Annotated in this window: 23 protein-coding genes; 11 read left to right on the top strand and 12 right to left on the bottom strand. The window is 56.5% G+C overall.

Annotation, left to right across the window (positions count from 1 at the left end):
* Positions 1 to 46: 46 nt before the first annotated feature.
* A complete protein-coding gene (locus J2S70_RS04830) occupies positions 47 to 1,372 on the bottom strand; it encodes a hypothetical protein (RefSeq protein ID WP_307682605.1) in 1,326 nt (441 codons plus the stop codon).
* 89 nt (positions 1,373 to 1,461) lie between these two features.
* Between J2S70_RS04830 and ilvA the strand changes: the two genes are divergently transcribed.
* The 6 genes from ilvA to J2S70_RS04800 are packed head-to-tail and all read left to right on the top strand — an operon-like array spanning position 1,462 to position 6,859.
* Entirely contained in the window at positions 1,462 to 2,712 is a 1,251-nt protein-coding gene (ilvA, locus tag J2S70_RS04825) for a threonine ammonia-lyase IlvA (RefSeq protein ID WP_307682604.1), read from the top strand.
* A 19-nt stretch (positions 2,713 to 2,731) separates the two neighbouring features.
* Positions 2,732 to 3,628: a DsbA family protein gene (locus J2S70_RS04820; RefSeq protein WP_307682603.1), complete on the top strand. Its 897-nt coding sequence runs from the start codon at positions 2,732 to 2,734 to the stop codon at positions 3,626 to 3,628.
* A gap of 38 nt (positions 3,629 to 3,666) precedes the next feature.
* On the top strand, positions 3,667 to 4,284 hold the full coding sequence (locus J2S70_RS04815; protein WP_307682602.1) for a 1-acyl-sn-glycerol-3-phosphate acyltransferase: 618 nt from the start codon (positions 3,667 to 3,669) through the stop codon (positions 4,282 to 4,284).
* A 55-nt stretch (positions 4,285 to 4,339) separates the two neighbouring features.
* Positions 4,340 to 5,191, top strand: a complete 852-nt coding sequence (locus tag J2S70_RS04810; RefSeq protein ID WP_307682601.1) for an aldo/keto reductase — start codon at positions 4,340 to 4,342, stop codon at positions 5,189 to 5,191.
* A gap of 42 nt (positions 5,192 to 5,233) precedes the next feature.
* Positions 5,234 to 6,151 carry a bifunctional hydroxymethylpyrimidine kinase/phosphomethylpyrimidine kinase gene (gene thiD, locus J2S70_RS04805; protein WP_307682600.1) on the top strand — a complete coding sequence of 306 codons (918 nt, stop codon included), beginning with the start codon at positions 5,234 to 5,236 and terminating at the stop codon, positions 6,149 to 6,151.
* A gap of 24 nt (positions 6,152 to 6,175) precedes the next feature.
* On the top strand, positions 6,176 to 6,859 hold the full coding sequence (locus tag J2S70_RS04800) for an HD domain-containing protein (protein ID WP_307682599.1): 684 nt from the start codon (positions 6,176 to 6,178) through the stop codon (positions 6,857 to 6,859).
* A 197-nt stretch (positions 6,860 to 7,056) separates the two neighbouring features.
* Here the strand turns inward: J2S70_RS04800 and J2S70_RS04795 are convergent, their stop codons facing one another.
* The 3 genes from J2S70_RS04795 to J2S70_RS04785 all read right to left on the bottom strand — a co-directional run bounded on the left by J2S70_RS04795 (position 7,057) and on the right by J2S70_RS04785 (position 11,005).
* Positions 7,057 to 8,346: an MFS transporter gene (locus J2S70_RS04795; protein ID WP_307682598.1), complete on the bottom strand. Its 1,290-nt coding sequence runs from the start codon at positions 8,344 to 8,346 to the stop codon at positions 7,057 to 7,059.
* Positions 8,347 to 8,375: 29 nt separating this feature from the next.
* Positions 8,376 to 9,719, bottom strand: a complete 1,344-nt coding sequence (gene dnaB, locus J2S70_RS04790) for a replicative DNA helicase (RefSeq protein WP_307682597.1) — start codon at positions 9,717 to 9,719, stop codon at positions 8,376 to 8,378.
* A gap of 86 nt (positions 9,720 to 9,805) precedes the next feature.
* Positions 9,806 to 11,005: a cobalamin-independent methionine synthase II family protein gene (locus J2S70_RS04785; protein ID WP_307682596.1), complete on the bottom strand. Its 1,200-nt coding sequence runs from the start codon at positions 11,003 to 11,005 to the stop codon at positions 9,806 to 9,808.
* A 541-nt stretch (positions 11,006 to 11,546) separates the two neighbouring features.
* Here J2S70_RS04785 and J2S70_RS04780 point away from each other — a divergent pair.
* A complete protein-coding gene (locus tag J2S70_RS04780; protein ID WP_307682595.1) occupies positions 11,547 to 12,293 on the top strand; it encodes a hypothetical protein in 747 nt (248 codons plus the stop codon).
* An 84-nt stretch (positions 12,294 to 12,377) separates the two neighbouring features.
* A complete protein-coding gene (locus tag J2S70_RS04775; protein ID WP_307682594.1) occupies positions 12,378 to 13,700 on the top strand; it encodes an MATE family efflux transporter in 1,323 nt (440 codons plus the stop codon).
* Between the two features lie 154 nt (positions 13,701 to 13,854).
* Here J2S70_RS04775 and rplI read toward each other — a convergent pair whose 3' ends face one another.
* The 8 genes from rplI to J2S70_RS04735 all read right to left on the bottom strand — a co-directional run bounded on the left by rplI (position 13,855) and on the right by J2S70_RS04735 (position 22,065).
* Positions 13,855 to 14,304, bottom strand: coding sequence for a 50S ribosomal protein L9 (gene rplI / locus J2S70_RS04770; RefSeq protein ID WP_307682593.1), 450 nt, complete (start codon positions 14,302 to 14,304; stop codon positions 13,855 to 13,857).
* Positions 14,305 to 14,319: 15 nt separating this feature from the next.
* Positions 14,320 to 14,559: a 30S ribosomal protein S18 gene (gene rpsR, locus J2S70_RS04765; protein WP_307682592.1), complete on the bottom strand. Its 240-nt coding sequence runs from the start codon at positions 14,557 to 14,559 to the stop codon at positions 14,320 to 14,322.
* A gap of 73 nt (positions 14,560 to 14,632) precedes the next feature.
* Positions 14,633 to 15,148 (bottom strand): single-stranded DNA-binding protein, encoded by a 516-nt coding sequence (locus tag J2S70_RS04760; RefSeq protein ID WP_307682591.1) that lies wholly within the window; start codon positions 15,146 to 15,148, stop codon positions 14,633 to 14,635.
* 15 nt (positions 15,149 to 15,163) lie between these two features.
* Positions 15,164 to 15,472 (bottom strand): 30S ribosomal protein S6, encoded by a 309-nt coding sequence (gene rpsF, locus J2S70_RS04755; RefSeq protein ID WP_307682590.1) that lies wholly within the window; start codon positions 15,470 to 15,472, stop codon positions 15,164 to 15,166.
* Positions 15,473 to 15,635: 163 nt separating this feature from the next.
* Positions 15,636 to 17,777: a transglycosylase domain-containing protein gene (locus tag J2S70_RS04750; protein ID WP_307682589.1), complete on the bottom strand. Its 2,142-nt coding sequence runs from the start codon at positions 17,775 to 17,777 to the stop codon at positions 15,636 to 15,638.
* 33 nt (positions 17,778 to 17,810) lie between these two features.
* On the bottom strand, positions 17,811 to 19,094 hold the full coding sequence (locus J2S70_RS04745) for an AI-2E family transporter (protein WP_307682588.1): 1,284 nt from the start codon (positions 19,092 to 19,094) through the stop codon (positions 17,811 to 17,813).
* An 83-nt stretch (positions 19,095 to 19,177) separates the two neighbouring features.
* Positions 19,178 to 20,599: an MFS transporter gene (locus J2S70_RS04740; protein ID WP_307682587.1), complete on the bottom strand. Its 1,422-nt coding sequence runs from the start codon at positions 20,597 to 20,599 to the stop codon at positions 19,178 to 19,180.
* A complete protein-coding gene (locus tag J2S70_RS04735; RefSeq protein WP_407702632.1) occupies positions 20,575 to 22,065 on the bottom strand; it encodes a CCA tRNA nucleotidyltransferase in 1,491 nt (496 codons plus the stop codon). Before J2S70_RS04735 ends, J2S70_RS04740 begins: the two co-directional genes overlap by 25 nt.
* Before the next feature lie 69 nt (positions 22,066 to 22,134).
* Between J2S70_RS04735 and J2S70_RS04730 the strand changes: the two genes are divergently transcribed.
* The 3 genes from J2S70_RS04730 to J2S70_RS04720 all read left to right on the top strand — a co-directional run bounded on the left by J2S70_RS04730 (position 22,135) and on the right by J2S70_RS04720 (position 26,527).
* The gene (locus tag J2S70_RS04730) at positions 22,135 to 22,656 is read left to right on the top strand and encodes an NUDIX hydrolase (protein WP_407702631.1); all 522 of its coding nucleotides are present in this window, start codon (positions 22,135 to 22,137) and stop codon (positions 22,654 to 22,656) included.
* Positions 22,653 to 24,548, top strand: coding sequence for a DUF6049 family protein (locus J2S70_RS04725; protein ID WP_307682585.1), 1,896 nt, complete (start codon positions 22,653 to 22,655; stop codon positions 24,546 to 24,548). The genes J2S70_RS04730 and J2S70_RS04725 overlap by 4 nt, the downstream gene beginning before the upstream one ends.
* A 68-nt stretch (positions 24,549 to 24,616) precedes the next feature.
* Complete coding sequence (locus J2S70_RS04720; RefSeq protein ID WP_307682584.1) at positions 24,617 to 26,527, top strand: protein kinase family protein; 1,911 nt, start codon at positions 24,617 to 24,619, stop codon at positions 26,525 to 26,527.
* Positions 26,528 to 26,552 lie beyond the last annotated feature (25 nt).

Genomic DNA, 26,552 nt, shown 5'->3' with positions numbered 1-26,552 from the left:
GTATAGTGCTCCTGCCGAATGGTGCTCCGGCGGCGCAGATGCAGCTCTAGCCCAGTGGGCGTAGGTAGTGCAGCGCTCTGCCGTCCCATTCGAAGAACATGTTGGCGCTGTTGCCTTCACCCACAAGCACCGGGTTGTCCACGAGCTCCGTGCCCGTAACGACGTCGATCAAGCTACCCTCAACATGGGCGAACGGCGCTCCCCGTGGCAAGAAAGTAGCATCGGATGGCAGTTCGGTGATCCATTCACCGTCGTGCAAAATGGCGGGTATGCGATAACCCGGAAACTGTGAGCCGTCTGTAGCATCATCGCCCTCGCCGGCCTCTCCATGCGTTTCTCCTTCCTCTGCCGCCTCTGCATCCTCAGCCGATTCCTCGGCATTCGCGGACTCCTCGCGAGTTTCCGCCTCTCCAGTTTCAGCCGCTTCACCACGCTCGTCCACGTTCTGCGCCAGCGCCTTGGCGAGTTCATCCGACGTCACGTCGTCGTTAAGTCCCACCACGTCGTAAAGGAACATCGCCGCATACTCATCTACGTCGGTTTCGGCTACCAAGTTACCTCGCCGGTCATATTGAACTACGGAGTCCTGCGTCAACCTCATGCACACAATGCCGTCAGTCACCGACCAGCATTTGTGGCCATACACCACGCTGAGTTCGGGGTAGGCAAGGTTCGCTGGCCCATCCTTGGAACCCAAATACGTATACACGAGGTCAGTATCAATCTCGACCTCGTCGGTGGAGCGGTCAAGCATAAACAGGCGCTCATCTTCGATGGCTTCTCCGGATTCGTCAACAATCGCGGCCAGCACTGACTCCCGGGATAGTTTGACGATGCCACCACCTGAATCGTAGGCACCTACCAGCATCGGAATGTCAGCATCAAGCACGTGCGCACGCGACCACACGAGTTCCTCATTACCCGTGCGAGCGTTCAAAATTACCAAGTCATCCGAATTGTTTCCATCGCCAACCTGGACGTAGATTAATCCGCTGGCCGCGTCCATGGCTCCCACGATCCCGCCGTCGGCAACTTCGTAGTTCCAGATGGGAAGGGTCCGGCCAGAATTCGTTACCGAAAATGCCTCCAGTAATGTTCCGCGCGAAGTTTCAAAAGCGACGACGGCAGTGCCGGCTTGCCGATCGTAAACGACGGCGCTTGGCTCGTCATCAAGTTCGATCGCCCAGTCGCGTTCCGCGCCGGCCTCGTACGGGTTTCGCACTGGATCAGGTTCAGGTTCGGGTTCCGGTTCGGGAGCGGCGCTCGACGGTGGCGGTTCGGGCGGGGCCGAAGGCGAGGCGGGCTGCGTAACCGAGCTGGAGCACCCGGCCAGCAATACCACCATGCCCGCAACAATTGGAAGCTTCTTCATCCGCGTCCTTTCCGTTACCGTCTACGATACCGCTGCCCATTCGCTCACGGTAATTTGGTTTCAGCAACCCGGCCTAGGAAAATGAGAGCATGACACACACAGCCCTGACTGGAACAGACGTGGTGCTTGCCGCCCAGACGCTTGGCAGCACTGTTCGTACCACCCCGCTCGAAGAATCGCCCCGGCTCAGTGCCAAATTTGGCCGGCCGGTGCTACTTAAGCGGGAGGACATTCAGGTGGGCCGCTCGTACAAGGTGCGGGGCGCGTACAATTTCATCGCCACGATGGACTCCAGCGAAGGCGCCAACGGAGTGGTGTGCGCTTCGGCGGGCAACCATGCACAAGGTGTGGCATACGCCTGTAACGAGAAGCAGATTCACGGCACGATTTTCATTCCGTCGACGACGCCGCGTCAGAAGCGCGCCCGGATCGCGGACATTGGCGGAGACTGGGTGACGCTCAAGATTTTTGGTTCCACTTTCGACGAATGTTCCATCGAAGCCGTGAAATACGCGAACGAACACGGTGCCGTCTACGTGCACCCATTCGACGACGAACGCACCATCGCCGGCCAGGGCACGGTTATCAAGGAAGTGTTCGAACAGTCCGCGCAGCCGCCCGGATCGGTGATCGTTCCAATCGGCGGCGGCGGACTCGTTGCCGGCACACTCGCATGGGTGAAACAGTTCCATCCAGAAGTTAAAGTAATCGGCGTTGAACCGGCAGGTGCGGCTTCTATGAAGGCTGCGATGGAGGCCGGAGCGCCGCAAACTCTTGCCGAGATTGACAATTTTGCCGATGGTACCGCCGTCGCGCGCGCCGGTGACATCACCTTTGAGATTGTGCGCGAGTTACTGGACGAAATCGTCGTCGTTCCCGAAGGAGCCATCTGCACCGAAATGCTCGAGCTGTACCAAGTTGAAGGGATTATCACCGAACCGTCGGGGGCGCTCGCGAGCGCGGCGCTGGGCTACGTCGACGAGCTCCCACCCGGCCCGGTTGCGTGTATTGTGACCGGTGGGAACAACGACGTCTCACGCTATGACGACATCGTCGAACGCTCCATGATTCACGAGGGTTTGCGCCACTATTTCCTTGTCACTTTCCCGCAGAAGCCCGGAGCATTGCGCGGCTTCCTCGACGAGGTGCTTGCCGAAGGGGAAGACATCATCCAATTCGAGTACACGAAGAAGAACAACCGTGAAACTGGGCCGGCGCTTGTGGGCATCGAAATTGATGATCCGGGCCACCTGGACGAGTTGCTGAGCCGAATGGCCGCTTCCGAGCTCGCGATCGAAAAACTCGAACCTAATTCACCTGCTTTCTCCTTCGTCCTCTAGGATGTCCGAAGGAGGAGATATGGCAGAAGAACTCAACATGGCACAGCCCCCACGCGATTCGGGTTCGAATCGGAACCTGATGATCGCCCTTGTGGTGATTGGCGTGACGATCATTGCGCTCCTCATTGCCATCATTTTCTTTAACCTCGGTAAGAACGACGGCGGCGGTGGAGCTCCCGCACAGGAAACAGAGCAGGTAGCGGCCCAGGGTCAAGGTCAGGCCCAGGGTCAAGGTCAGGCCCAGGGTCAAGGGCAAGGGCGCGGCCAGGGGCAAGGGCGCGGCCAGGGGCAAGGGCGCGGCCAGGGCGCCGCAGAAATTCCAGAACTTGGCCCGGTTGAAGCAGATCAAAAGGAACTCATCGAATCCCAGTGGCGGCTAGACGACAATGATCAGCTCGCAGCCGGTGATCTGGATTCCGAGCTGCTTGTGCAGGTCTACTACGACTTCCAGTGCAGATATTGCACCCGGGCGGCAACCGAACTTGAACCCCAGCTTCAGCCGCTAGTAGAAGATGGCACGATCCGCATTGAATACCATAATCTGCCGGTACTCGGAGAAGGGTCGGTGCTGGCGGCACAAGGCTCACTCGCCGCCGCCAACCAGGGTAAGTTTGCACAGTTCCGGGACTATCTTTTCGAGCAGAACGCAAACCAAACTCCCGTGGCCTTCACGGAAGAAGGGCTGGCGGATGCCGCTCGTGAAGTGGGCGTCGCCGATATTGACCAGTTCACCGCGGATATGACCTCGGACGAGATTGCCACCAAGGTTCAAAAAGACCTTGCGCGGGCTACCCAAGGCCTAGGAATCACCGGCGCACCAGCGTTTATCATCGGCTACAGCTACATTCCGGGGTACATTCCCTACGAAACGTTCGTTCAGGTGGTCAACGCCGAGCTGGCCCGGCCAACCGAATAATCAGCACGACCACTAACCAGCACATTCGAGGAGTTTCGTTGGGAATCAAACGGTTCATTTCCCGCACCTACCAAAAGTTTTCGAAGTGGACCTTCGAACCTGGCCCGCTACCTAACAAGGGCATTATTATCGGCGCCTATCACACTTCCTACTGGGACGGCTGGTTTATGCTGATGGCACTATGGGATTTGGGGGTGCCGTTCAAGTTCCTCGTCAAAAATTCTCTGGCGAAGGGGATCACCGGCCCAATCATCAGAGCAGTCGGTGGCATCGCCGTTGACCGGTCGCGAAAGACTGGCATGGTGGACGGCATTGTGGCGCAGCTGGCAGAACTTGAGGATTTTCAGTTGGTCATCGCGCCGGAGGGCACCCGCAAAAGGCAAGATCATTGGAAGTCCGGCTTTTGGCATATTGCTCAACAGTCCGGGCTGCCCGTCACACTCGCCTACATTGACTCCACCCGCAAGGTATACGGCTGGCGTGAATCCATCGAGATCTCCGGCGATATGAGAGCCGACATGGATCGCGTGCGTGAAGTCTACAAAAACACCTCCGGCTTCCACCCCGAAGGCAATACGTGGCCGCGCCTGCGCGGTGAAGGCGACGATTCGCTCCCGGGCAATCCCGAGCGCGATCCCGACACTCCGCTAACCTAGCTCGCTATCAACGAAAACCGCTGACCGCCGGCATTGCGCGTGCGATACTGACGCCATGACTCAACCACTCATTGAACTTTCCTCCGGTGCCCAGATTCCACAGCTTGGCTTTGGCACCTACAAGATTGGTAACGACGACGCCGAACGGGTTGTTCTCTCGGCGCTCAGCGTGGGCTATCGCCACCTTGATACGGCGCAAATGTATGGCAACGAAAAGGGTGTGGGCCTTGCGTTGACGGCAATGGGCCGCGAACTTGGGCTTGAGCGCGATGAAGTTTTCGTGACGACCAAGCTCAACACGCCGAACCATCGAGAAGATGACGTGCGGTCCAGTTTCGCCCAATCTCTTGCGGATTTGAGTGTCGATTACGTCGATCTATTCCTTATCCACTGGCCGATGCCCATGTTTTACGACGGCGATTTCGTCACCACATTCAAGGTGATGGAAGAATTCGTTGCCGACGGGCGGGCAAAATCCATTGGCGTATCGAACTTTGAGACCTACCACTTGGACAAGCTGATTGCTGACGCCTCAATCGTACCGGCCGTGAACCAGATCGAAATTCACCCCTACTGCCAAAACCGTGAAGTGGCGAACTACTGTAAAGAGCGCGGGATCGCCGTCGAATCGTGGAGCCCGCTTGGCCGTGGCGGCGTACTGGATGATCCGGTGATTGCCGAAATTGCGCGCGAGGTCGGGGCGAGCCCAGCCCAGGTTGTGGTGGCATGGCACCTTGATAAGGGATATGTGGTCATCCCCAAGTCCGCTCATGAACAGCGGCAGCGAGAAAACTTTGAGGGCCTTAACGTGAGGCTCAGCGAGGAGCACATCGCCCGCATCGATGATCTCGATCAGGGTGAAGAGGGCCGCACGGGTAAACACCCAGATGTTTTTGACCGCATGTAGATAGGCGTAGGATATAACCTGCGCCTACTCGAAAGGTAAAAGATGGTCACGTACGCATACACAATCGCAGGATCGGAAGCGACCGGCGGTGCCGGCTTTCAAGTTGATCTGAAAACGTTTCACGAACTCGGCACATACGGGCTTGGCACACTTTCATGCATTGTGGCCTTCGATCCAAACAATGGCTGGGATCACCGTTTTACTCCTATTCCGCCGCACATTATTGAGCAGCAGATGGAAGCGGCCACCGGTCATGCGAACCTTGACACCGTGAAAATCGGCATGCTCGGCACGCCGGAGACGATCGACGTCGTCGCTGAGGGTCTGAAAAAGCAGGAGTGGAAGAATATCATTCTCGATCCCGTACTCATCTGCAAAGGGCAGGAGCCGGGGCAGGCGTTGGACACCGATAATGCGCTACGAGAAAAGATATTGCCGCTTGCCACGGTAGCTACACCGAATAATTTTGAAGCCCGCACGCTCGCGGGTATAGACGAGCTGGAAACGCTCGAAGATCTCGCTGAAGCCGCGCAGCGCATTTCAGAGTTGGGGCCCAAGTATGTGGTGGTCAAGGGCGGGATGGACTTTCCAGGTGAAGACGCCGTCGACGTACTGTGGGACGGCGAACAGGCCATCGCCTTCTCTGTGCCCAAGATCGGCACCGCGCGCGTATCGGGTGCCGGATGCACACTGGCGGCCGCCATCACAGCGCAACTAGCAAAGGGATCGAACATTCACAAGGCGATGCGCATAGCCAAGGATTTCGTGACCCAGGGTATCGATGCGCAAGTAAGTGCGAACACGCCGTTTAACACCGTGTGGCAAGGCGCTTTCCAGCCGATGGAAGATTACACGTTCCCAGCCCAGATGGACTACTCCGACATGGAACCCGAGGAGGGCGAATGCGGCGGTCCGGGCGAGGGCAATTGCGGGCCAGACGGCTGTGGCTGCCAACAGTAAAGTTACGAGCAGTTGAGTGTAGCCGTGGGAAACTATCCCGAATTTGAGAAGGCTCAAGAGTTTCTCCGTTCTCATTTAGCCGGCGCGCACGCCTCAGACGCGGCCAAGCGCTACCGCTTCGAACACTCGCTACGAGTAGCGCGAATCGGGCGAATGGTTGCCAACAAGGCATTTCTTGACTCCGACCTGCTCGAGCTGGGGTGCCTGCTACACGACATTGGAAAGTTCGACGCCGAACAACCTGTTGATCACGGGCGCGCGGGAGCGCTGGTTGTGCGCGAATGGTTCACTGCCGAGGGTTTTTCGGGGCCCGCCGCCGACGAAGTTTTACAGGGCATAGCCATGCATGTGGACGGGCTTTTTAACCCGCGCGAGGATGCCCAGGGCAGTGCTCACGACGCCGCCGGCCGGCCGTACATGCTGTTCGACCGCGTGCCCGGGCCGGTTGCCGTTTCTATCGGGGATTGCGACAACATTGATCGTTTCGGATCCTACCGGATCGCTGACACGCTGAACTATGTGCAATTCATGGACAAGTCCACCGAAGAACAACGCGAATTCATCGCGAACTACCTGGACAACCTACGCGGGTTTTACGACTACGAATGTTCCACCGACGCCGCTCAGGAAATGTGGATCGATCGGCTCGACTTCCAACAGGAATATTTCATGCGCCTACTCTCAGAAGTCGGGACGGTCGGCCTGTAAAACGGTCAGCCCGTACAACCACCGGAGGTAGTACCGCCCGCAGGGATTCATACCGCCCGCGGAGGTTGCTAAATCCCAAGGGGGTCCGTAAGCCAAGGCATTTCGAATTTCGCTTGGCTTACGGACCTCCTGCGGTAACACCGACCTCCCACGGCAAGGCAGGCCTGCCCAGGCAGTGCTAACCCTCGACTGGCGAGCTAGTGGCCAATTTCCTTTTCGTTAGCCTGATATGTCCATTCAGCGTGCACTCGAGGGAGATATCTTGAGTACGTCAAGCGCAGGCGCATTCCCTTCGTCCAGAAAAAGATCAGAATTCCAACGACGGCGAGCGCGTTCATTCCGCCGCCAAATATAAGCGTTGCTCGAGGGCCAAAGGCATCACCGAGCCAGCCAATTATCGGCGCACCAATTGGGGTTCCACCAAGGAATATCGCCATGTAGATCGCCATGATTCGACCCCGGAACAGCGGGTCAGAACTGAGCTGGACTGCAGCATTCGCGGAAGTCATGACGGTCAGCGAAAAGAATCCAGTCGGCACCAGCAATACGGCATAGGCGAAATAGTTTGGCGCGAGGGCCAAACCGATAGTTAACACCGAAAATGCGAGTAACGCCAGCAGGATCGTGCGCATCCTCGGCCTTCTGCGGCGAGCAGCCATAAGCGCTCCCGCTAGCGTTCCCACCGCCATGATCGTGCCGAGCATGCCATATTCGCTCGAGCCTTGACCAAAAATCTGGGTGGCCATAGTCGCGTTGAAAATTTGGAAATTGAGGCCGAAAGTTCCGATCATGAAAACCACGACGAGCAACACGATGATATCCGGCTTCGTCTTCAAATACTTCAAACCACCGCGCCCCGCACCACGTCGCTCTGCCCTCGGGGCCGGATGCAATTCCTTCACGTCCATCAATACCAACGCCATAAGCATCGCCAAAAACGTAAGAGTATTCAACAGGAGTGCCGGGCCGACGTCGTCGTTAAACGCAGCGATCATCAATCCTGCTACTGCCGGGCCCACAAGACGCGCGCCGTTGAACGACGTCGAATTTAACCCCACCGCATTCGCCAGCAGGTCTTGGGAAACAATTTCGGGTACGAGCGCCTGCCGCGCCGGGTTATCGAACGCAACGATCACTCCCTGCACGAACGCGAGCAAGTACACGTGCCAAAGCTCAACCACCCCCGCGAAAACCACAAGCCACATGACCAGCGAATTCAACATCAGCAGTAGTTGAGTTACGATCAGCACGTTCCGCTTTGCAAACCGGTCAACCACCCCGCCCGCATAGGGGAAAAGAAACGGGATGGCAAGAAATTGAAAAGCTGTGACCAAGCCGAGTGCTGATGAGGAGCCATCCGTAAGGATCGTTAACACTAGCCAGCTTTGCGCGATTCGATACACCCAGGTTCCGATGTTTGAAATCAACGCTCCCGCAAAATAATGCCGATAGTTCTTGACTTCAAAAGACGCAAAGGTGCGTGACACATAACTCCTTAGCTGTGTTCCAGATTGACTTAGCCCTCACCAAAATTCGCGAACCTTGTGTAGTTACCCTGGAAGGCCAGCTCGATTGTATCGGTTGGGCCGGAACGATTCTTTCCGACGATCACTTCGGCCGGCGGATCGTCGGGGGAGCCATCAACATTTTCAGGGCGATTGATGAGCAGGACGACGTCCGCATCCTGTTCCAGCGAACCCGATTCTCGAAGGTCGGAAACGGCCGGGCGCTTATCTCCACGCTGTTCCGGATTCCTGTTCAGCTGCGAAATCGCGATGATAGGGATTTCCAGCTCCTTGGCAAGGAGTTTGATCGATCGGGAAAACTCCGATACCTCTTGCTGACGTGATTCTGGGGTGCGGCCCCCGGACGTTAATAGCTGCAGATAGTCGATCACGATCAGCTCGACATCGTACTGTTGGCGCAACCTACGGGCTTTGGCACGAATCTCCATCATGGTCAGATTCGGCGAATCATCAACGAGGAAAGGTGCTGAGGAAATACGATCAAGTGTTTTCGAAATGCGTGCCCACTGGCTCTGGCGCACATCACCGGTGATGAGGTTCTTCAAAAAGACCTCGGATTCAGCGGCTAGGATACGCAGGCCAAGTTCCACTCGGTTCATTTCGAGGGAGAAGAACGCAACCGGTTTCTTTTCTCTGATCGCAATGTGACGGCAAAAGTCCATGGCGATCGTCGTCTTTCCCATACCCGGGCGGGCGGCCACGATAATCATCTGGCCTGGACGAAGCCCGTTGAGCGTGTCATCCAGTGCGTGAAAGCCGGTGGACAGCCCGGTCACCCCATCTTCACGGCTCGCGTTTGCCTGAACTTCAGCCAGCAGCTCACCCACGAGGTCTTTCATCTCGACGTGGTCCTGCGTGGCTCGCGATTCGGTCATGTTATAGACCTCGGCCTGTGCGGTGTTCAGCAACTCGGCCACATCGCCGCCGTCAGTGGTGTAACCAAGCTGAGTAATCCGCGTACCCACCTCGATCAGCGTGCGCAACTTCGCCTGATCCGCAACGATCTGTGCATAGTAGCCGGCGTTTGCCGCCGTCGGCACGGAATTGACTAGATCAAAAATATAGGTGCGCCCACCAACCCGTTCAAGATCCCCCTTTTTCGAAATCTCGGAAGAGACGGTGATCGCATCAGCGGGTTCACCACGACCAAAGATTTCGAGGATCGCATTAAAAATGATCTCGTGAGCCGGGCGGTAGAAGTCACTAGGGATGAGTACCTCAATGACGTCCGCTATCGCGTCCTTGTTGAGCATCATTCCACCAAGAACCGAGCGTTCCGCTTCCACATCCTGCGGCGGAACGCGCTCAAACGACATCGTGGACACTTCCGACATTGGGCTCCCTTCGAGTGATCAGCGCACCACTCAATCTATACCCCAACTCCGACACCGTCCGGCCACAAACCGAAGATCACAGCAGCTTAAAGACCAAAGTGCTTATTAGCGATCTTCGTTCCTTCAACAAGCGTTTCAAGTTTCGCCCATGCGATCTCCTCGTGAACACGCCCGCCAAGGCCGCAATCGGTAGAGGCAATCACGTTTTCAGGACCAACGATCTCCGCAAATCGGATCAAACGTTCCGCTACGAGCTCCGGATGCTCGATGATATTCGTCGAATGCGATACGAGGCCCGGTACGATCACGTTACCAGCCGGCAACTTGCCGTCCTGCCAAATCTTCCACTCGTGAGCATGCCTACCCGATGCCGCCTCGAATGAGAACTCCTTAGCGTTAACCTCGAGGCACTGATCGACGATTGCATCGAACGGAATATCCGTCGAATGCGGGCCGTGCCACGAACCCCAGCAAATATGCAGGCGCACAAGCTCGGGATTAATTCCCTGAAGTGCACGGTTAATCGCATCGATGCGCAACTGCAGCCAATCCTGATAGTCAGCGATCGTCGGTTCGGGGTTAATCTGGTCCCACGACTCAGCAAGGTCTGGGGCATCAATCTGTACAGTTAGGCCGGCGTCGGTGATGATCTTGTATTCTTCATGGAGCGCATCGGCGACGGCGTCCAGCAGCTCTTTTTCGCTGTCGTAACGCCTGTTTTGGATTCGCGCAGCCGAACCAGGGGAAATGGCGGGCATGAAGCCATCTTCGATTCCGTAGGCATCCATGTTCTTCTTGAGAAGATCGACATCCGTGCGTGTGGCCTGCTCGCCGATATATGTGATGTCACCGGTGAAAACGGGAGCCTCGGTCATTTCGCCGCCCGTATAGATTCCAGATTCGGGGTCCGCATATGCTCCTGCGAAAACCTTACGGTCACGGCGATCTTCGAATGAGGTCAAAACGATGTTTCCAGGAGTTGAGAGTCGCTGCCCTCCGCCGTCGAGCGTCGAAACTTCCTCAAACTCAATACCACCAAGCCGAGTGAAAGAGTAGAACCACCAGGCTCCGTAATCCACGCTTTCTTGCATGATGTGGCCATATTCGCCCTCGTTAACGACGTCGATCCCGATGTCCTTTTGACGCTTAACGACGCCGGCAACTTCGGATTCCAAAACGCTATTGAGCTCCTCAGTGGAGATCTGTCCATTTGCATGCTGGGTATTAGCTTCGAGCAACGCTTTTGTACGTGGGAGAGAACCAACGTGGGTAGTTTTGATAGTCACGATCACTCCTTGATTCGCGTGAACCAGTGGTCTGAACTTTACCGAGCTTAGCTCGGCGCTACCAATTCGGTTGGCATACCTTCTTAAAGATCGAGACAGTCGCAGAGGAGGGTAGCTAGCTTGGTCCTCCGGCCGTGTCAAATCGAGGGAAGACAGTTATCCACAGAATTTTGGAAATGCTGTGGATTCTTTAAGAAATTGCGTGGAAACTGATTCCGAGTTCGTGGAGAATCAGGGGAGAACTACCTCAACTTATCCACAAAACGTAAAAGAGTTAACCACAGTCGTGGATAGACGTGTGATTTTCTGCGAATTTCCGTACACAGGTTCGTCCACAGCCGTGGATAACAACACTAGGCAGTGAGATATTTCCACAGTTATCTACCTTGAAGTTTTAACCCTGCGTGTCGCCCGGTTTACCGAAAAGTAAACAAAGCACTTAACAGACATTTGAGGCCACCCTCCTTCCCGTCGCGTATGGTTAGCAGTAGGCCATTGGACGTTTTTACTAACGCAGTTCGGGAAACTGAAAGGGGTGCTCATGGCTGTTTTTCGGTCGGATAACCCAACCGGCTCAGCGTGGGTTGAGTCAGGCTCGCGCTTTCGCCTTCCGCAAAGACCAGAAAGGCTAGAATCTGATTTCCTTGCGGGCAACTACGATAAAGCGAGCAAACGGCGTCGTCGTAAACTCTCACGAGCAAAAAGCGCACGCAGGCAGCCGCACTCCTGGACGGCTTCCCCGCGGGAATCGAACCCCACGCACGATGCCAGCGGAACGGCACCGGTCCATTCGGCTTCGGCAACTCCTTCCGCCTATGAGAATATGCGGTCAGTTGGCAGGCTCAACAACGTGGTGATCGCAGCTGATGGCTCGCCTTTCGCTCAACTCGCTCGAACTGCCCGTAACTTCACCAACTCGCGCCTCACCACCCACAAAGAGACGATCCTTGACTCATCCGGATTCGCCCTCGACGGTGTAGAACTGACAAAGCAGGAGTACGACGCCTGGATCAAGTCAGATCCCAATTCGAACGCTTTTCTCACCGTCGAAGCAGCAAGCCACAACGGTGCGAACTTCGATAATGCGAATTTTGCCGAGAATGCGGCGAGGCCCGTCGTCCACTATTCTTCCGATTCCCCAAGCGAGAGCCCAGCGGTTCCGCACGAGGAGACGTCTGAGAAGGAAGACGGAAAGATAGGCAACGTCATAGGCGGAGTGTTCATAATTATTGTCGTTCTTACGTTGCTTGGAGAATTTTTCTCGTGGATCGCGGAGTTCTTTTCCTGACTCCAGCGCTTTAGGTCTCAAGCGCTTAGGGTTCGAAGGCTCCGTAAATTTGTATTTCTCGCATAGCAACTTAATACTAGGGCCGTGACCGAACGCGATATCGACCGCTCTATCCGCAAGCTGGCACTGCCCTCGCTCGCAACGTTGCTTGCCGAACCACTCCTTATTGCAGTGGATACAACGATGGTGGGCAGGCTCGGCACGCATCCGCTAGCTGGCCTTTCGCTTGCATCCACCGTGTTAGCCACCGTGGTTGGAATATGCATTTTCCTGTCGTATGCGACCACTGCTGCCACGGCTCGCCATGTTGGCTCCGGCCATCCAGATAGGGGCCTGCGGCAGGGAATCGATGGTATGTGGCTGGGCCTTTCTCTCGGCGTCGTGCTCGGCATGCTGCTGGCAGCTTTCGCTCCCACGATCCTAGGATGGTTCGGCCCTGAACCGGAGGTTTTGGCCGAGGCTGTAAGGTACGCGCGCGCTTCCGCCGTCGGTCTGCCGGGCATGCTTCTTGTTCTTGCTGCGAATGGAACGCTGCGTGGTTTTGCCGATACCCGCACGCCGCTCATTGCGGCAACAACCGGCGCTTTAGTAAACATTCCACTGAACGCGGCACTCATCTACGGGGCAAAACTCGGTGTGGCAGGGGCCGGGCTTGGCACCGCCATCGCGCAAACTTTCATGGGTGCCTATCTTGGCTACACCGTCTACCGTTTGGCCCGCACACACGCGGTGGCGCTGCGTCCTAGCGGCGCGGGGGTGCTGAAATCCTTGCGGGATGCAATTCCGCTTGTGATCCGAACGCTCTCCCTACGCGGTGCGATCATCTTGCAGATCTCCGCCGCCACCTCGCTCGGCACGCTCGCCCTAGCCACGAATCAGATTGTGATGACGATGTGGAATTTCGCCGCATTCGGCCTTGACGCTTTGGCAACGGCCGCGCAAATTCTTGTCGGCCAAGGTTTGGGATCGGGTAGCCGCGAGCGCGTTCGCTTGGTTCTCAAACGAAATCTTGTGGTCGGCGTTCGCATTGGCGTGGTGTTGGGTGTGTTGTTGGCCGGGCTTTCCTTCGTTATTCCGCACGTTATGACGATCGACGACGACGTCGCATGGCTTGCAACCCAGGCAATGTGGGTCACGAGCGCGGCTTTGCCTATCGCGGCAGTGGCCTACATGCTCGACGGCGTGCTGATTGGTGCTGGCGACACCAAGCGGTTGGCCTGGTACATGGTTGGTGCTCTCATCGCATTCACGCCCGTGGCCCTGTTCTTTATTGGGCCAGGAGCTGGCTGGGGTGCAGCTGGCATGATCTGGCTGTGGGTGGGCTATGCAGTGCTGTTCATGGCGGTGCGGGGCGGCACGATGCTGTGGCGTGTACGTAAGGACGAGTGGATGAGCCTGGACACCTAACTTGAAACTTTGGCCAGACGCCGCGTCAAAACAAAGCGGGTGGGAGCCCGTCCGCAGGAACGTAAACGAAGAGTTCCAAAGACGGGCTCCCACCCGGCTCATGCCAAGCCCAGCTAATCTTGGGTCTGGCTCATTGTGCACCCGATTCCAGCCGCTACTTAGCGGCAACAACCTCGATCTTGATGTTCGCGGTGATTTCTTCAGCGAGCTTGATCGAACCGGTGTATTCACCAACCGACTTGATCGTTCCATTCAGATGGATCTGACGGCGATCGATCTTCTTGCCGGCCAATTCGGAAGCAGCCTCCGCGACGTCCTGAGTCGTAACTGCACCAAACAGGCGACCATTGGTACCAGCCGTCTTGGTGATAGTCATGGTTGAAGCTTCGAGTGCTTCGCGCGATTCGCGTGCCGACTCAATGTTTTCGGTTGCGCGACGGCGGCGTGCTTCGTTGATCTGGTCGATCTGACGCTGTGCACCCTTGGTCCAAGCCGTGGCATAGCCACGCGGGATCAGGTAGTTACGGCCGTAGCCGTCCTTAACCTCAACAACGTCACCGGGCTGGCCGAGATTTTCAACTTCGTGAGTAAGGATGATCTTCATTTTTTATCCCCTTCCTCAGCGGTTCGAGCTAGAGAACGGCAGGAGGGCCATTTCGCGCGCGTTCTTCACTGCGCGTGCGATCTGCCGCTGTTCCTGCGTGCTGACTCCGGTGACGCGGCGAGCACGGATCTTGCCGCGATCGGAGATGAACTTGCGAAGTGTTGCGGTGTCCTTGTAATCAACCTTCGTAATTTTTGCAGCCTTGAGCGGGTTCGCCTTCTTCTTTGGCTGCCGCAAAACTGGTTTTGCAACCATAATAAATCCTCTATTTCTTGTGAACACGGCCCGCACTTCTAGCTACGGGTCCGGAAAAATATTGACCTTGTGCTTAGAACGGCGGGTCGTCGTCGAATGCCGATCCGCCTGGCGCCTGTGCCCACGGGTCTTGACCCGAGCCACCTTGAGGCGCGTTGTAGGAAGCTTGACCTCGCTGACCATATCCCTGGTTCTGCTGGTTGTATCCGCCGCCCGAGCCACGCCCGGAGGTCTTGGTAACCTGCGCGGTAGCGTAACGAAGCGAGGGGCCAACCTCATCTACCTGCATTTCAACGGACGTGCCCTGTGAGCCGTCCTGACGCTGGTAGTTGCGAACCTGGAGTCTGCCTTGAACGACAACGCGCATGCCCTTTGCGAGCGATTCGGTGACGTTTTCGGCGTAGTCGCGCCACACTGAGCAACGAATGAACATGGCTTCGCCATCTTCCCATTCGTTCGTGTTGCGGTTGAAGGTACGCGGGGTTGAAGCGACCGTGAAGGAAGCGACTGGCGTACCCGAGCCAACGTATTTGAGTTCGGGATCTGCAGTGAGATTTCCGACGACTGTGATTATTGGTTCGCCTGCCATGTCTTAAACTCCTTCTTACTCGTTTGCCGGTGCCGAAGCGGGCTCGTAACGAAGCAGCTTGGTGCGCATTACGCTTTCGTTGAGGCCGAGCTGGCGGTCGAGTTCCTTGGCAGTTTCAGGGTTGACGGTCATGTAAATAACGACGTACACACCTTCGGTCTTTTTATTGATCTCATAGGCGAGGCGACGCTTGCCCATGATGTCCACATTGTCGAGCACACCGCCGTCGTCAGTAATGACGGAAAGCATGGCTTCCAGCGTGGGCTGGAGGTTGCGCTCGTCCACTTCGGGATCGAGGATGATCATCATCTCGTATTGACGCATGTATACCCACCTCCTTTGGTCTTCGCGGTCACGGCCTTTCCGTGACAGGAGGGTCATGCGCTGCCCTTGGTAACTTCAGTAACTTTGGACAGACAGCACACCATTCTAGCTCAGATCGTAGCTGGCCAATGTGCGCAATTGGCCACATGTGGATAAGCCCGCCCTATTCGCCCGAGTCTTGGTCTTCTTCGAGACTCTCATCCGATGGCTCTTCCACGGGATCGCCCGGTTCTTGCGGGCTGGTCTCTTCGGTGGGTTGTTCAACGGGCTCTTCCTGCTCCACAGTGGCTTCTTCGGTCGGTTCTTCCGTTTCCTCTTCCGTTGGCTCTTCGGTGGGTTCCGGCGTGTACACAGGAGTTGGCTGACGTTGGGCCAACAATCCACTCACATCTGGAAAATCGATGACTTCCATGCCTTCGGTGGCAACGACCATGTAGTCGTGCCAGACCTGGGCGGGCAAGTTACCACCCGCGATCTGATACACACCACCAAAAGGCTCAAGTAGTGCTTCCGAGCCGTCATCGGCGATCGCGAACATGTTCACCACCGTTACCATCTGCGGCACGTAGGCGGCGAACCATGCCGACATCGGCCCCGATGAGGTTCCCGTTTTTCCGGCCGAGGGACGCCCCGGTAACGCCGCATCCGCAGCCGTACCGCCCGGCTTCAGGGTGTGTTCGAGGACGTAATTGGACAGCTGTGCTGTTTGTGAACTGATCACCCGCTCACTCGAGGTGTCACCCGTGTAGATTCGATTTCCGTCTCGATCGAAGACTTCCCGCACGATGTGCGGTTTGATCCGTTCGCCGTCGTTGGCGAGCGTACCGAACGCTGTGGCCATCTCGACTGCGTTCGGAGACGCCGAACCGAGCACGTTTCCAACTCCCGCGTCCAGACCGGGCGTATCTTCCGGTAATCCGAGCGTGATGGCCATTTCCATCGTATTGTGGGGCCGAAGTTCCTCATTGAGCTCAATAAATCCGGTGTTTAACGAACGTGCCGTCATGGTGGTCAGGGGCACATCGTAGTAGCTACGCTGATCCACGTTGTTGAAAACCAAATCTTCGCCATTCGGGTTTTCCACGGTGTACTGTGCGGGCGAATCGAAGCGCTCTTCCGGTGACATTCCTTGATCCATTGCCTCAACAACGCCGAACATCTTGAAGGTCGATCCTCCTTGGGCGCGATCTTGAGTTGCGGAATTACGTTGACGCTCCAGGTAGTCGGCGCCGCCATACATGGCGTAAATTTCACCGTTTCGCGGGTCAACTGACAGCAGGCCCACGTGGTTGTTTTCTGGGCGGTCGTCTGGCAAAGCATTCACTGCATCCACGGCCGCCTGCTGCATGTCCTGATCGATTGTGGTCACGATCTGGTATCCGGCGGTTGCCAATTCCTGTTCCGAAAATCCGTTCGCAATAAGTTCTGTGCGCGCCCGGTCCATAAGGTATCCGTCCGGCCCGGCAAACGCATTATCCGCGCCGGGCTCCAGCACGTCAGGAAACGACGCCGCATCGCCTTCAGCTTGCGTAATCCACCCGTCGTCCACCATGAGTGCGAGTACCCGGTGGAAGCGCTTTTCGGCTCGTTGTGGATCAACTGCCGGGTCCCATGCACTTGGCGCAGGAATAATTCCCGCCAACATGGCCGACTGGCCAAGGTCAAGTTCTGCTGCAGATAACCCGAAATAGGCCTGTGCCGCCGCTTCAACACCGTATGCACCGCGGCCGAAATAGATCGTATTCAGATAGTTTTCAAGCACCTCTTCCTTCGACTGTTCACGGTCGATTTTGATCGCCAAAATCGCTTCTTTGACCTTGCCGGGGATCGACGTCGTCGTTCCCATGTAATAGCGCTCAACGTACTGTTGCGTCAGGGTTGATCCCCCTTGGAGGGGTTTGCCCTGGATGTTGTTCCACAATGCGCGAGCGATACCGCGCAGGTCAATTCCCGAGTTTTCGTAAAAGGAGGAGTCTTCGGATGCGATCACGGCGTGTTGCATGTGCGGTGCAATTTGCTCGAGCGGCACCGAGGTACGGTTGAGTTCGGAAAACGCGCCGAGTTCGGTTTCGCCGTCCTCGTAGAACACCGTGGTGCGTTGCGCGAGCGCAAATTCGTCGGGTTCAGGAATCTCGGTCGTGACATACATTCCGATCAGACCGCCGAATGCGATTGCGATGACGCCGAGCAACGTTCCGAGCACCATCCGCCAGGAGGGTAGCCACCTGCGAATCGGGCCCATTCCGGCACGAGGATAGCCGCTTCCGCGGCGTTGCTTTCCTGCCTGCCGTTTCTTCTTCGCCATCGGGCCCCCTCGTCGTGTTACCTATTATCGCGCCTATTTCTTGCGTCGGTCCGATCGCGAACGTAATTTACGCCGCGATTTCCGCGCGCCAGCCCTGGGTACTTCGTAGACGCCCTGTTTTTTCTTTCGCTCGATGTGTTCTTCGGAAATCAGGTAGGCATCTAGCCATCTGGCTCGTGGATCGGAGTCGATGAGCAGAGCCTTGAAGAACAACGTCAACGGTACCGCAAGGATTGAACCCAGAATACCAACGATACTCGTCCACAACGCTAGGGAAATGAAGGTCACCGTGGGCGATAGTCCGACGGCGTCGCCGGTGAACTTGGGCTGAATGAATGTTTGGATCACCACGTTGATCACGGAGTAGAGAACTAATACCCACACCATTGACTGCCAGCCTTGATCGAGCAAAGCCATGGCCATTGGCGGTATCACACCGATAACGAAGCCAATGTTTGGGATGTAGTTGGTGACAAAAGCCCAGTATGCCCACGTCCACGCCAATGGAATCCCCATGACTTGCAAAGCGAAGCCATCGATGATTGCCACGATCAGACCAAACACGGTGGACACGATCCAGTATGAGCGTACACGCCGTTCAAAATCGGACATGGCGCGGCCAAGGTTCGAGTGGCGTTGATTCACAAGAGAAACGCGCCGCTTCGTAATGGTCGTGTCAATCGTGATGAAGAATGCGGCCACGATGATGATGGCGATCAACCCGCCAACAGCCGACAGCCGATCTACTAGTTCCCACGCGAACCCGATAATCGAGTTGAAGTTGATTTGATCGACGAAGTTCGTCAGATCAACGGTTTCCACGCCGAGTTCTTCCAACCAGTTCATAAACTGGTAGGTGGTCGCCTCGAAGTTCACCGAATAGTTCATGAGCGTTTGCGGCACGGGTGTCAGTAACAGCACCGTCACGCCCAATACCCCAAAAACGATAACAATCAGCACGATGATGACTACACAGGCTGCCAACCATGCCGGCGAGCCCTTGGCAATCATCTTTTGCCCCACGGGCCGCACCGCGAGGACCAGTGTCAAGGCTAAGAAAATGGGGGTGAACACCTCTGAAATTGAATGCAGCCCAGCTCCGAGCACGGCAAGCAGGGCGAGCACAACGAGGATCTTCACACCGGAGGTTTCCCGATCTTCTGGCGGAACGACGGCGAGTTCCTCGGCTGGCTTACCCGCCGATTCTTCGGCCGATTCGGTCGCTGATACGTCTTCTTCGATTTCAGGTGAATCGACTGGGCGCGAGCTGAGCTCATCGTTTTCGCTCGCGACCTGCGCGGGTTCCTCTTTGTTCATGGCTCTATCTTCTCACTTATCTGGGCTGGCAAAAGCAGGGCTACTCACACTTCGCTCCTACTCGCATCAGATGGCGTTTTGATTTATCGGGGTGCTGATACCGGGCGCGGTTGGAAGTTCACGGATCTTACTTTGTACCAGTACCAGGCTGCTGCCGCGATGTAGGTGGCAGTCAAGCCGGCAAACACCTGGGGTGACCAGCCCGTGTCCGGCAGGGCGAGCGCCGCTAGTAGTGCGGCTGCCACGAATGCGGCGTTATACATCATGTCGTAAAGGGCAAATGCTCGACCGCGGACAGCATCAGCGGTATCTGCTTGCACGATAGTGTCGACGGCGATCTTGGCCCCCTGCACACCTAGGCCTAGCAGGATGGCCGAAACGAAGATCAGCGGAGCGCGGTAAGTGATCATCAGCAGAGCCTGGGATATGACCGAGATTCCCAAGCAGAACATGATCCATCTTGCAGGTGTCATCCACTGATAGACGGTCGGGGTCAAAATGATCGCCAGGCCATTGCCGACGACTGACACGCCGGCAACGAGCGCAAACGTAGCGAGCCCGGCGTCGCCATCCATCGGATCGGAAAGCAAGTTGCGCGAGATCAACAACAAAGCGATGAAATTGACGCCGTATAAGAAGCGGTGAATCGCCATGATCCCAAGGCCGTACATGGGCGTTCCACGGCGGGTGAGATACACGACGCCGTCGGCCATTTTTCGTAATACCTTGCGGAAATCTTGGGTAAGCGTGGTTTTCGGCTTCTCGTCCGGGCCCAGTTCCCATTGGCCAAGCCGCAAGGCCAGCATTGCAGCCATCGCGAAAATAATTGCCGCCATCACCAGCGCAATCGCGTTTCTTAGCCCCTCGGATGAGATCCAGTTGAGTACCAAGCCGAGCACGGCTCCAACAACGGCTGACACGGAACCGAGAGTCGGCGTAATTGAATTGGCCATCACGAGCAGGTGTTTGGGGAGCGTGTGTGGCTGCCCGGCGGAAAGCCCGGATAGCAAGAATCGATTAACGCCAAGGGTGATGAGCGCCAAAACGTAAATCATCCAATGGGTGGGAACGTAGTAAATCAGAACGGCCAAAATAAGCGCGAACACCACGCGCACCAAGTTCGCGTAGTGCAATACGTTGCGCCTGCTCCACCGATCAAGCAGCGGGCCGGCGAACGGGCCCACGATCGTAAATGGCAGCAGTAGCACCGCAAAGGCCGCGGCGACCCCGCCGGCCGTCGTCGCGTTGTGCGGATTGAAGAAGAAGAGGCTGGCAAGCCCAACCTGGAACATGCCATCACCCGCCTGCGAGACGAGGCGAATAGCGAGCAACTTACGGTATTTCGGGTAGCGCAAAACTCGCTTCAACTGCTCTATCAGCCCAAGCTTTTCTGCAAGCTCTTCACCAACGTGATACTCATCGCGCTGAGACTTGCCGTGCTGATCTTCGCCGCCCTGGATCTCTGCGCCGAAGTCCCCGCTCACCGGTTCTGCTCTTCCCACCATGCAAGCAGACGTTTCGTGGCTTCCTCTTCGCCGAGCGGGCCCTCTTCCATCCGCAATTCCAACAGGTAAGCGCGTGCCCGGCCCACGTCCGGCCCGGGCTTCAAGTCCAGAATTTCCATAATTTGCGAGCCGTCCAGATCAGGCCGAATCGCATCGATTTCTTCCTGCGCTTTCAGCTCGGCAATTCGCTGTTCCAAATCATCCATACCGGCTGAAAGCCACCGCGCTTTGCGCCGGTTTTGGGTAGTGACGTCCGCGCGGGTCAGCCGATTCAGGCGTTCGAGCAAGTGCCCGGCGTCGGTCACATACCTGCGCACGGCAGAATCTGACCATTTCTGTTCACCGTAGCCATGAAAACGCAAGTGCAATTCCACAAGCCGCGCCACGTCCTTCGTCGTCGCCTTATCAAAGCGCAAGTGGCGCATCCGCTTGGTTGTCATCCGCGCGCCAACAATGTCGTGAGCGTGGAAGGATACAGTCCCATCCTTTTCAAACTTGCGGGTAGCCGGTTTGCCCACATCGTGCATGACAGCCGCGAATCGCAATACGAAGTCCGGCCGCGGAACGGGCCCATCAGCTTCGGTTTCCAGCGCAATCGCCCGATCCAATACCGTGAGCGTATGCTCGTAAACATCCTTGTGCCTACCGTGTTCGTCCACGGTTTCACGCAGGTTTGACAGTTCGGGAAGCACGACGTCGCCCACTCCGGTTTCCACCATGAGCTCCAGGCCCGCCCGTGGATTGCGCCCGATAATTAACCGTTCTAGCTCGGCCTGAATGCGTTCCACAGAAACAATTTCTAGCCGATCTGCCATGTCGGCCATCGCTCGCATCACCGTTTCTGACACGTAAAAGTCGAGCTGTGAGGCAAATCGGCAAGCGCGCATGATGCGCAACGGATCGTCGTCGAAAGACTGTTCGGCCGGTGCCGGGGTGTCCAACACGCCGTCGATCAGGTCATCGAAGCCACCTGTCGGATCAACTAATTCTATTTCGGGTAGCCGCACGGCCATCGCGTTGACCGTGAAGTCGCGCCGGGTGAGATCCCCTTCGAGCGTGTCGCCGTAGGAAACCTGGGGTTTGCGCGAGGCCGGGACGTAACTTTCTGTTCGGTACGTGGTTACTTCGACGACGAGCCCGTCGCGAGCGGCTCCGATTGTTCCGAAATCCTTACCGATATCCCAGGTCGAATCGCCCCACTGGTTGAGCAGTTCCTGCGTCTGTTTCGGGCGGGCAGAGGTAGCGAAGTCGAAGTCGTGAACGGGCAGACCGAGGAAAGCATCACGAACTGGTCCGCCAACCAGCGCCAATTCATGCCCAGAACGTGCGAAAATAGATCCCAGTTCAAGAATTGCCCGAGGCAACTTGGTTAGGGTCTGCTGTCCTCGACCAAGGAGCTGGGCACGCTGATTGACGTCAGCGCTGGCCGTCGTCTGATGGGAAGTGGTTTCGCGTTCAGTGTTCACCCCTTAAGGGTGCCAGAAAAGCACGCGCGAAGGCACGCTCGCAGACCTAGTTCACTACAGTAGAGACATATGTCCACGAGATTACCGACCCCTCCCTCGAAGGGTCCACGCCGAAGGCGCTACATGGCTCGCAATCGGCGTCCCCTGCCCGTCGTCAACGAGACGTCGGCCGGCGGCGTGATCGTCTCGGTGCAAAACGGACACGCCTACATCGCGGTGATTGCCCGTCGAAACCGTTCTGGGCGGCTCGAATGGTGTCTACCCAAAGGTCATCTTGAAGGAACGGAAACTGCAGAAGAAGCAGCCGTTCGCGAGATCTCTGAAGAAACAGGAATCTTTGGGCGAGTTCTGCTTCACCTTTCGTCAATTGACTACTGGTTCTCGGGATCGGACAGGCGCGTGCACAAGGTGGTTCATCATTTTCTGTTAGAAGCGTTATCTGGAGAACTCACGGTAGAAAACGATCCAGATCAGGAAGCTGAAATCGTCGAATGGGTTCGTATTGATCAGGTAGCTTCGCGCCTTGCCTATCCCAACGAACGGCGCATCATCAATATGGCCAAAGGCCTGCTATACGGGGATAAGCGATGAAGCGGGCCACCTGTTTGATAGGTATCAGCGCACTGGCCACGGCTGCTTTCTCCCCCAGCTACGCCACCGATATCATCCCCCCGGTCACCGATTCACTGGACATCGTTGATGTGGGAGAACCTGTTCTCGACGTCGGTGAGAACCTTGACCTCACGGTTGCCTATACAAACAGTAGCCAAGGCCAAGTCACGGTGACGGACATCGAACTTTTCGCCCAATCCTCTACCGCGATATCTAGCCAGTCCGTCTATAACTGGATGGATGGCAAAAGTTTGGCCAGATTCATTTATTCGATTCCCACTAATCTAGAAGTTCCCCCCGGCCACACGATTGAACATACTCTGACCATCCCTCGTGAAAATCTTCCATGGGAGTCCGGAGAATTCACGTGGGGGCCTCGCGGTATTGAAGTTCGAGCCGTCACGGATTCGGATGTAGTTGCCGATCGCACCATGATCGTCGTCGCCTCAGAACACGATCTGACTCCCTACCCAGCCAGCGTCGTCGTTCCGATCACGGATACCGATATTGAAAACCTCACTCCGGTCAACGAAATCCTCATGACCAGCGAAGGTGATCCAGCGGCTTTCTCAAACGTTGACCAATACGTCGATCAGTGGGATCACCCCGGCGTCACGATCCTGGCCGATCCGACCCTTGAAATTACGCCGAGCCGCGCCGAAAAACTTTCGCTTCCCCAATATGACGCGGATATTGCCGCACTCCTAGCGGCCGGCCGGATCGCCCAAGCTCGCGAACTCGGGGAAAATGCTGTTTTTCTTCCTGCTAGCGCGCCAGATCGTGAAACTCTCACGCTTGCCGCGGATCTGAATATGCAACTTCTGATTTCGGATACTGAACTTGCCCCAATCGCGGGTCTTACCTACACACCGGGGGCACTGACGTCCATCGAAGTTGACGGTGAATACCCTGCAATCGCCACGCACGCAGAGATTGGCTCTGCACTGGAAGGGCAACTCGCCGTCGGCGACAATCCGGAGATCGAACTTCATCAGGTTGATTCTCGCCAAGTGGCCATCGCCCTGTCTGCCATTCATCACAGGCAGCGGCCAAATGATCCGCGACCCATTGTGATTACTGCAGGCCGTGACGGTTCAACTGACCGTGAAACAGCCTTGGAGATACTTGATTTGCCGTGGGTCCAGCGCACTACTCTCACTCAAATCTCGGATGGCGATTCTTGGGCGGAACGAGATTTTACAGATTCCGATGAACTTGCTCGCGGTGCCATCACCGCTTTAGAACTCACACAAATCGACGAAGGCTTGGCGGAATTCACTCGCCTTGTCACAATTTTCGACAACGGCCCTGAACTATTCGCAGCTGCAACCGAGCGGGCCAATCATCTGCTTTCCGTCTTGTGGCGTAGTGATCCGGCCGCTCGGCAAGCACACATTGCGCACTTGTCTCCTACCGCGCAGCAAATGGAAGCCATCACGGTCAACACCTTATCTACCATCAACATGATTTCGGAAAGCTCGGCTCTGCCAATTCAAGTGACGAATGAGTTTTCGGAGCCGGTGAACATCGTCGTCCATTTAGACACCCCGGATTTTCGGCTTGTGGCACCCAATCCTGTTCCCGTTCGCCTAGAAGCGTCGTCGACGGCGACGGTGCCGGTTCCGGTTGAAGCTCACGGCTCAGGAAACGTGGATGTTGAAGTGTTTGTTAAAAACGCTCACGGTGACCTTGTGGGAAGCCCGGATATTTTACATGTTCGAGTTCGAGCGGACTGGGAAAATGTGGGAACAGCTGTGCTTGCAGCGATCGTCGGTGCCGTGTTTATTTTCGGGCTAATTCGCTCGATTCGGGACGGTCGCCGATCTCAACCGATCGAACCTAACGAATTTGTTGCTGCTTCACGGCAATGAAGATAGATGTACCATTTCAATAACCCAATCGTAGTTAGACTAGGTTGGACGACAAAGGGAGTTGATGAGTGAGCACTTCATACGCGCGGCCAGGACAACGCATTGCCGATCGCTTCGAACTGGTGAGTCCGTATGCGCATCCCTCCTGTAACGCCGCGCGCGCCTGGATCGCGCATGACGTAGCCCTATCTCGGCATGTGAGGGTGGTCGTGATCGATCCGAATGCCGACCAGGTCACCGATGTCATTGATGCGGCGCGCCGAGCGGCCCTTGTTACCGATCCTCACCTGATGGCAATCGTGCAGGTGGTGTCTGGCGAAGATCACGCGTATATCACTGAAATTCCACCCGGGAAATCACTTGCGGAACTCTTGGCGGACGAGGCGCTACCAGCAGAGCAAATCCACGCGATCATCGGTGAAACCACAAGCGCAATTGCAACCGGTGCCCGCCGCGGTGTTCGCCATTTACAGGTGCGCCCAGATGCAATATTTATAACGCCAGAAGGCGAAGTTGTTGTGGACGGCCTAGGAGTCTATAGCGCACTTGTCAGCGCCGATACTTCGAAGTCCGCCTCCGAGCTTGATCGCGACGAGGCACGCGGATTAACAGTTTTACTTGCCTCTTTGCTCCTTGGCCGCGAATTTCCCGACCCGGCAGAACATGACGCCGTCATTGCTCAAGCGGCCGAACTTGAACTACCCGCCCAGCTGGCAGCGACTTTGGCGAGCGAACGCGATGGCGACGGCGCGGCGTCGCCATCGGATCTCACCCGGCGTCTTGTTCCGTGGGAAGAAATTGCGCCGCGGGAAGAGACTGCGCCAAGTGAAGAAAGTGCGCCTCCGGCACAGAATCCGCCGCAGGGTGATACTGATGAGGAGCTGGCATCTGCAACTGAGTTAACGGACCAGGCCGAGCCGGCAGAGCAGCCTTCCGGGAATTCTGAACCACGAGCTACCACGCATGATGAGGCGACCAGCCTCATTGATGAGGCACTTGGCCTGGATGCCTCTAAAAGCCCGCAAGTTAACTATGCGTGGCCGGGCCTATCCAACGCTGCGGCCTCCATGGCAAGTGCCGCTCCCGCGGCGAAGGAATCCGAGCGGGTATCACTTCCACCCGAACGGCGGGCCCTTGCTGAACGTTTTCATGACGCGGAATCGGAAACAGCTCCACCGAGTGGTTTTGACCCGGATGCCACGGCGCCCACAGCCAAAGTGCAAGTGCCGCAAACTGCTACCAATGATGTTCAGAGCCACGAGGAGCCCGAGCACCGGCGCCCAGCCTCTCTTGAAGCACACAGTGAGCGCGAAAAGAAATTTGATGCAACACGCATCGTGCTCGTCCTATTCGTGATTGGCGTAATTGTCATTGGCATCATGGGGCTTCGTAAACTCACATCCCCCTTCGATCCGGTGACTTTGACAGATCCGGATTCTGATCTCAACTCAAGCTCTACAACCGACACTCCCGCAGAGACCGAAACACAGGAAGACACGCCCGCACCTGAGACCACGACCCCGACCACCGCACCGGAAATTGCGAACGCTTCATTAGTTTCACCGGATGCGGGAATGATCGCCGGAATCGATCCGGCACAGCAAGATAATCCCGGCTCTGTTGGTCATGCAATCGATTCGGATCCATCGACGGCATGGAATTCATGGACATACACCTCACCAACGATGTCCCCCATGTCCGGCATCGGCCTACATATCGAACTCGAAGAAGAGGCGGTTATCACAGAAGTCGTCTTGGATGTATCTGGCAACGGTGGGAATATTCAGATCCGTGACACCGTTCCAGATGCACCGTCGTCTGGCAAAATAGTGGCCGAAGGGCCCGTTACAGCTGGAGGCACAACCATGACGCTCGATGATCCGCTAACCGCGAGCTCGTTCGTCGTATGGATAACCGAACTCCCACAAAATGTTGCGGGCGAAAACCAGTTGGTCCTCAACGAGATCACGGTTAACTAGAGCCCACACCTAGAAAAGAGGAACA

It is taken from the genome of Trueperella bonasi (assembly GCF_030811535.1).
In the GTDB taxonomy this organism is placed as follows: Bacteria; Actinomycetota; Actinomycetes; order Actinomycetales; family Actinomycetaceae; genus Trueperella; species Trueperella bonasi.
The sequence above is the reverse complement of the archived record's forward strand: the minus strand, read 5'-3'. Positions and strand labels throughout refer to the sequence as shown.

Bases quoted from the DNA above. Each gene is read 5' to 3' on its own strand.
- J2S70_RS04830 (WP_307682605.1), bottom strand. From the start codon at position 1,372: ATGAAGAAGCTTCCAATTGTTGCGGGCATGGTGGTATTGCTGGCCGGG.
- thiD (WP_307682600.1), top strand. From the start codon at position 5,234: ATGGTCACGTACGCATACACAATCGCAGGATCGGAAGCGACCGGCGGT.
- J2S70_RS04780 (WP_307682595.1), top strand. From the start codon at position 11,547: ATGGCTGTTTTTCGGTCGGATAACCCAACCGGCTCAGCGTGGGTTGAG.
- J2S70_RS04725 (WP_307682585.1), top strand. From the start codon at position 22,653: ATGAAGCGGGCCACCTGTTTGATAGGTATCAGCGCACTGGCCACGGCT.
- J2S70_RS04740 (WP_307682587.1), bottom strand. From the start codon at position 20,599: ATGGTGGGAAGAGCAGAACCGGTGAGCGGGGACTTCGGCGCAGAGATC.
- J2S70_RS04730 (WP_407702631.1), top strand. From the start codon at position 22,135: ATGTCCACGAGATTACCGACCCCTCCCTCGAAGGGTCCACGCCGAAGG.
- dnaB (WP_307682597.1), bottom strand. From the start codon at position 9,719: ATGTCGGAAGTGTCCACGATGTCGTTTGAGCGCGTTCCGCCGCAGGAT.
- ilvA (WP_307682604.1), top strand. From the start codon at position 1,462: ATGACACACACAGCCCTGACTGGAACAGACGTGGTGCTTGCCGCCCAG.
- J2S70_RS04820 (WP_307682603.1), top strand. From the start codon at position 2,732: ATGGCAGAAGAACTCAACATGGCACAGCCCCCACGCGATTCGGGTTCG.
- rplI (WP_307682593.1), bottom strand. From the start codon at position 14,304: ATGAAGATCATCCTTACTCACGAAGTTGAAAATCTCGGCCAGCCCGGT.
- J2S70_RS04750 (WP_307682589.1), bottom strand. From the start codon at position 17,777: ATGGCGAAGAAGAAACGGCAGGCAGGAAAGCAACGCCGCGGAAGCGGC.
- J2S70_RS04745 (WP_307682588.1), bottom strand. From the start codon at position 19,094: ATGAACAAAGAGGAACCCGCGCAGGTCGCGAGCGAAAACGATGAGCTC.
- J2S70_RS04760 (WP_307682591.1), bottom strand. From the start codon at position 15,148: ATGGCAGGCGAACCAATAATCACAGTCGTCGGAAATCTCACTGCAGAT.
- rpsF (WP_307682590.1), bottom strand. From the start codon at position 15,472: ATGCGTCAATACGAGATGATGATCATCCTCGATCCCGAAGTGGACGAG.
- rpsR (WP_307682592.1), bottom strand. From the start codon at position 14,559: ATGGTTGCAAAACCAGTTTTGCGGCAGCCAAAGAAGAAGGCGAACCCG.
- J2S70_RS04810 (WP_307682601.1), top strand. From the start codon at position 4,340: ATGACTCAACCACTCATTGAACTTTCCTCCGGTGCCCAGATTCCACAG.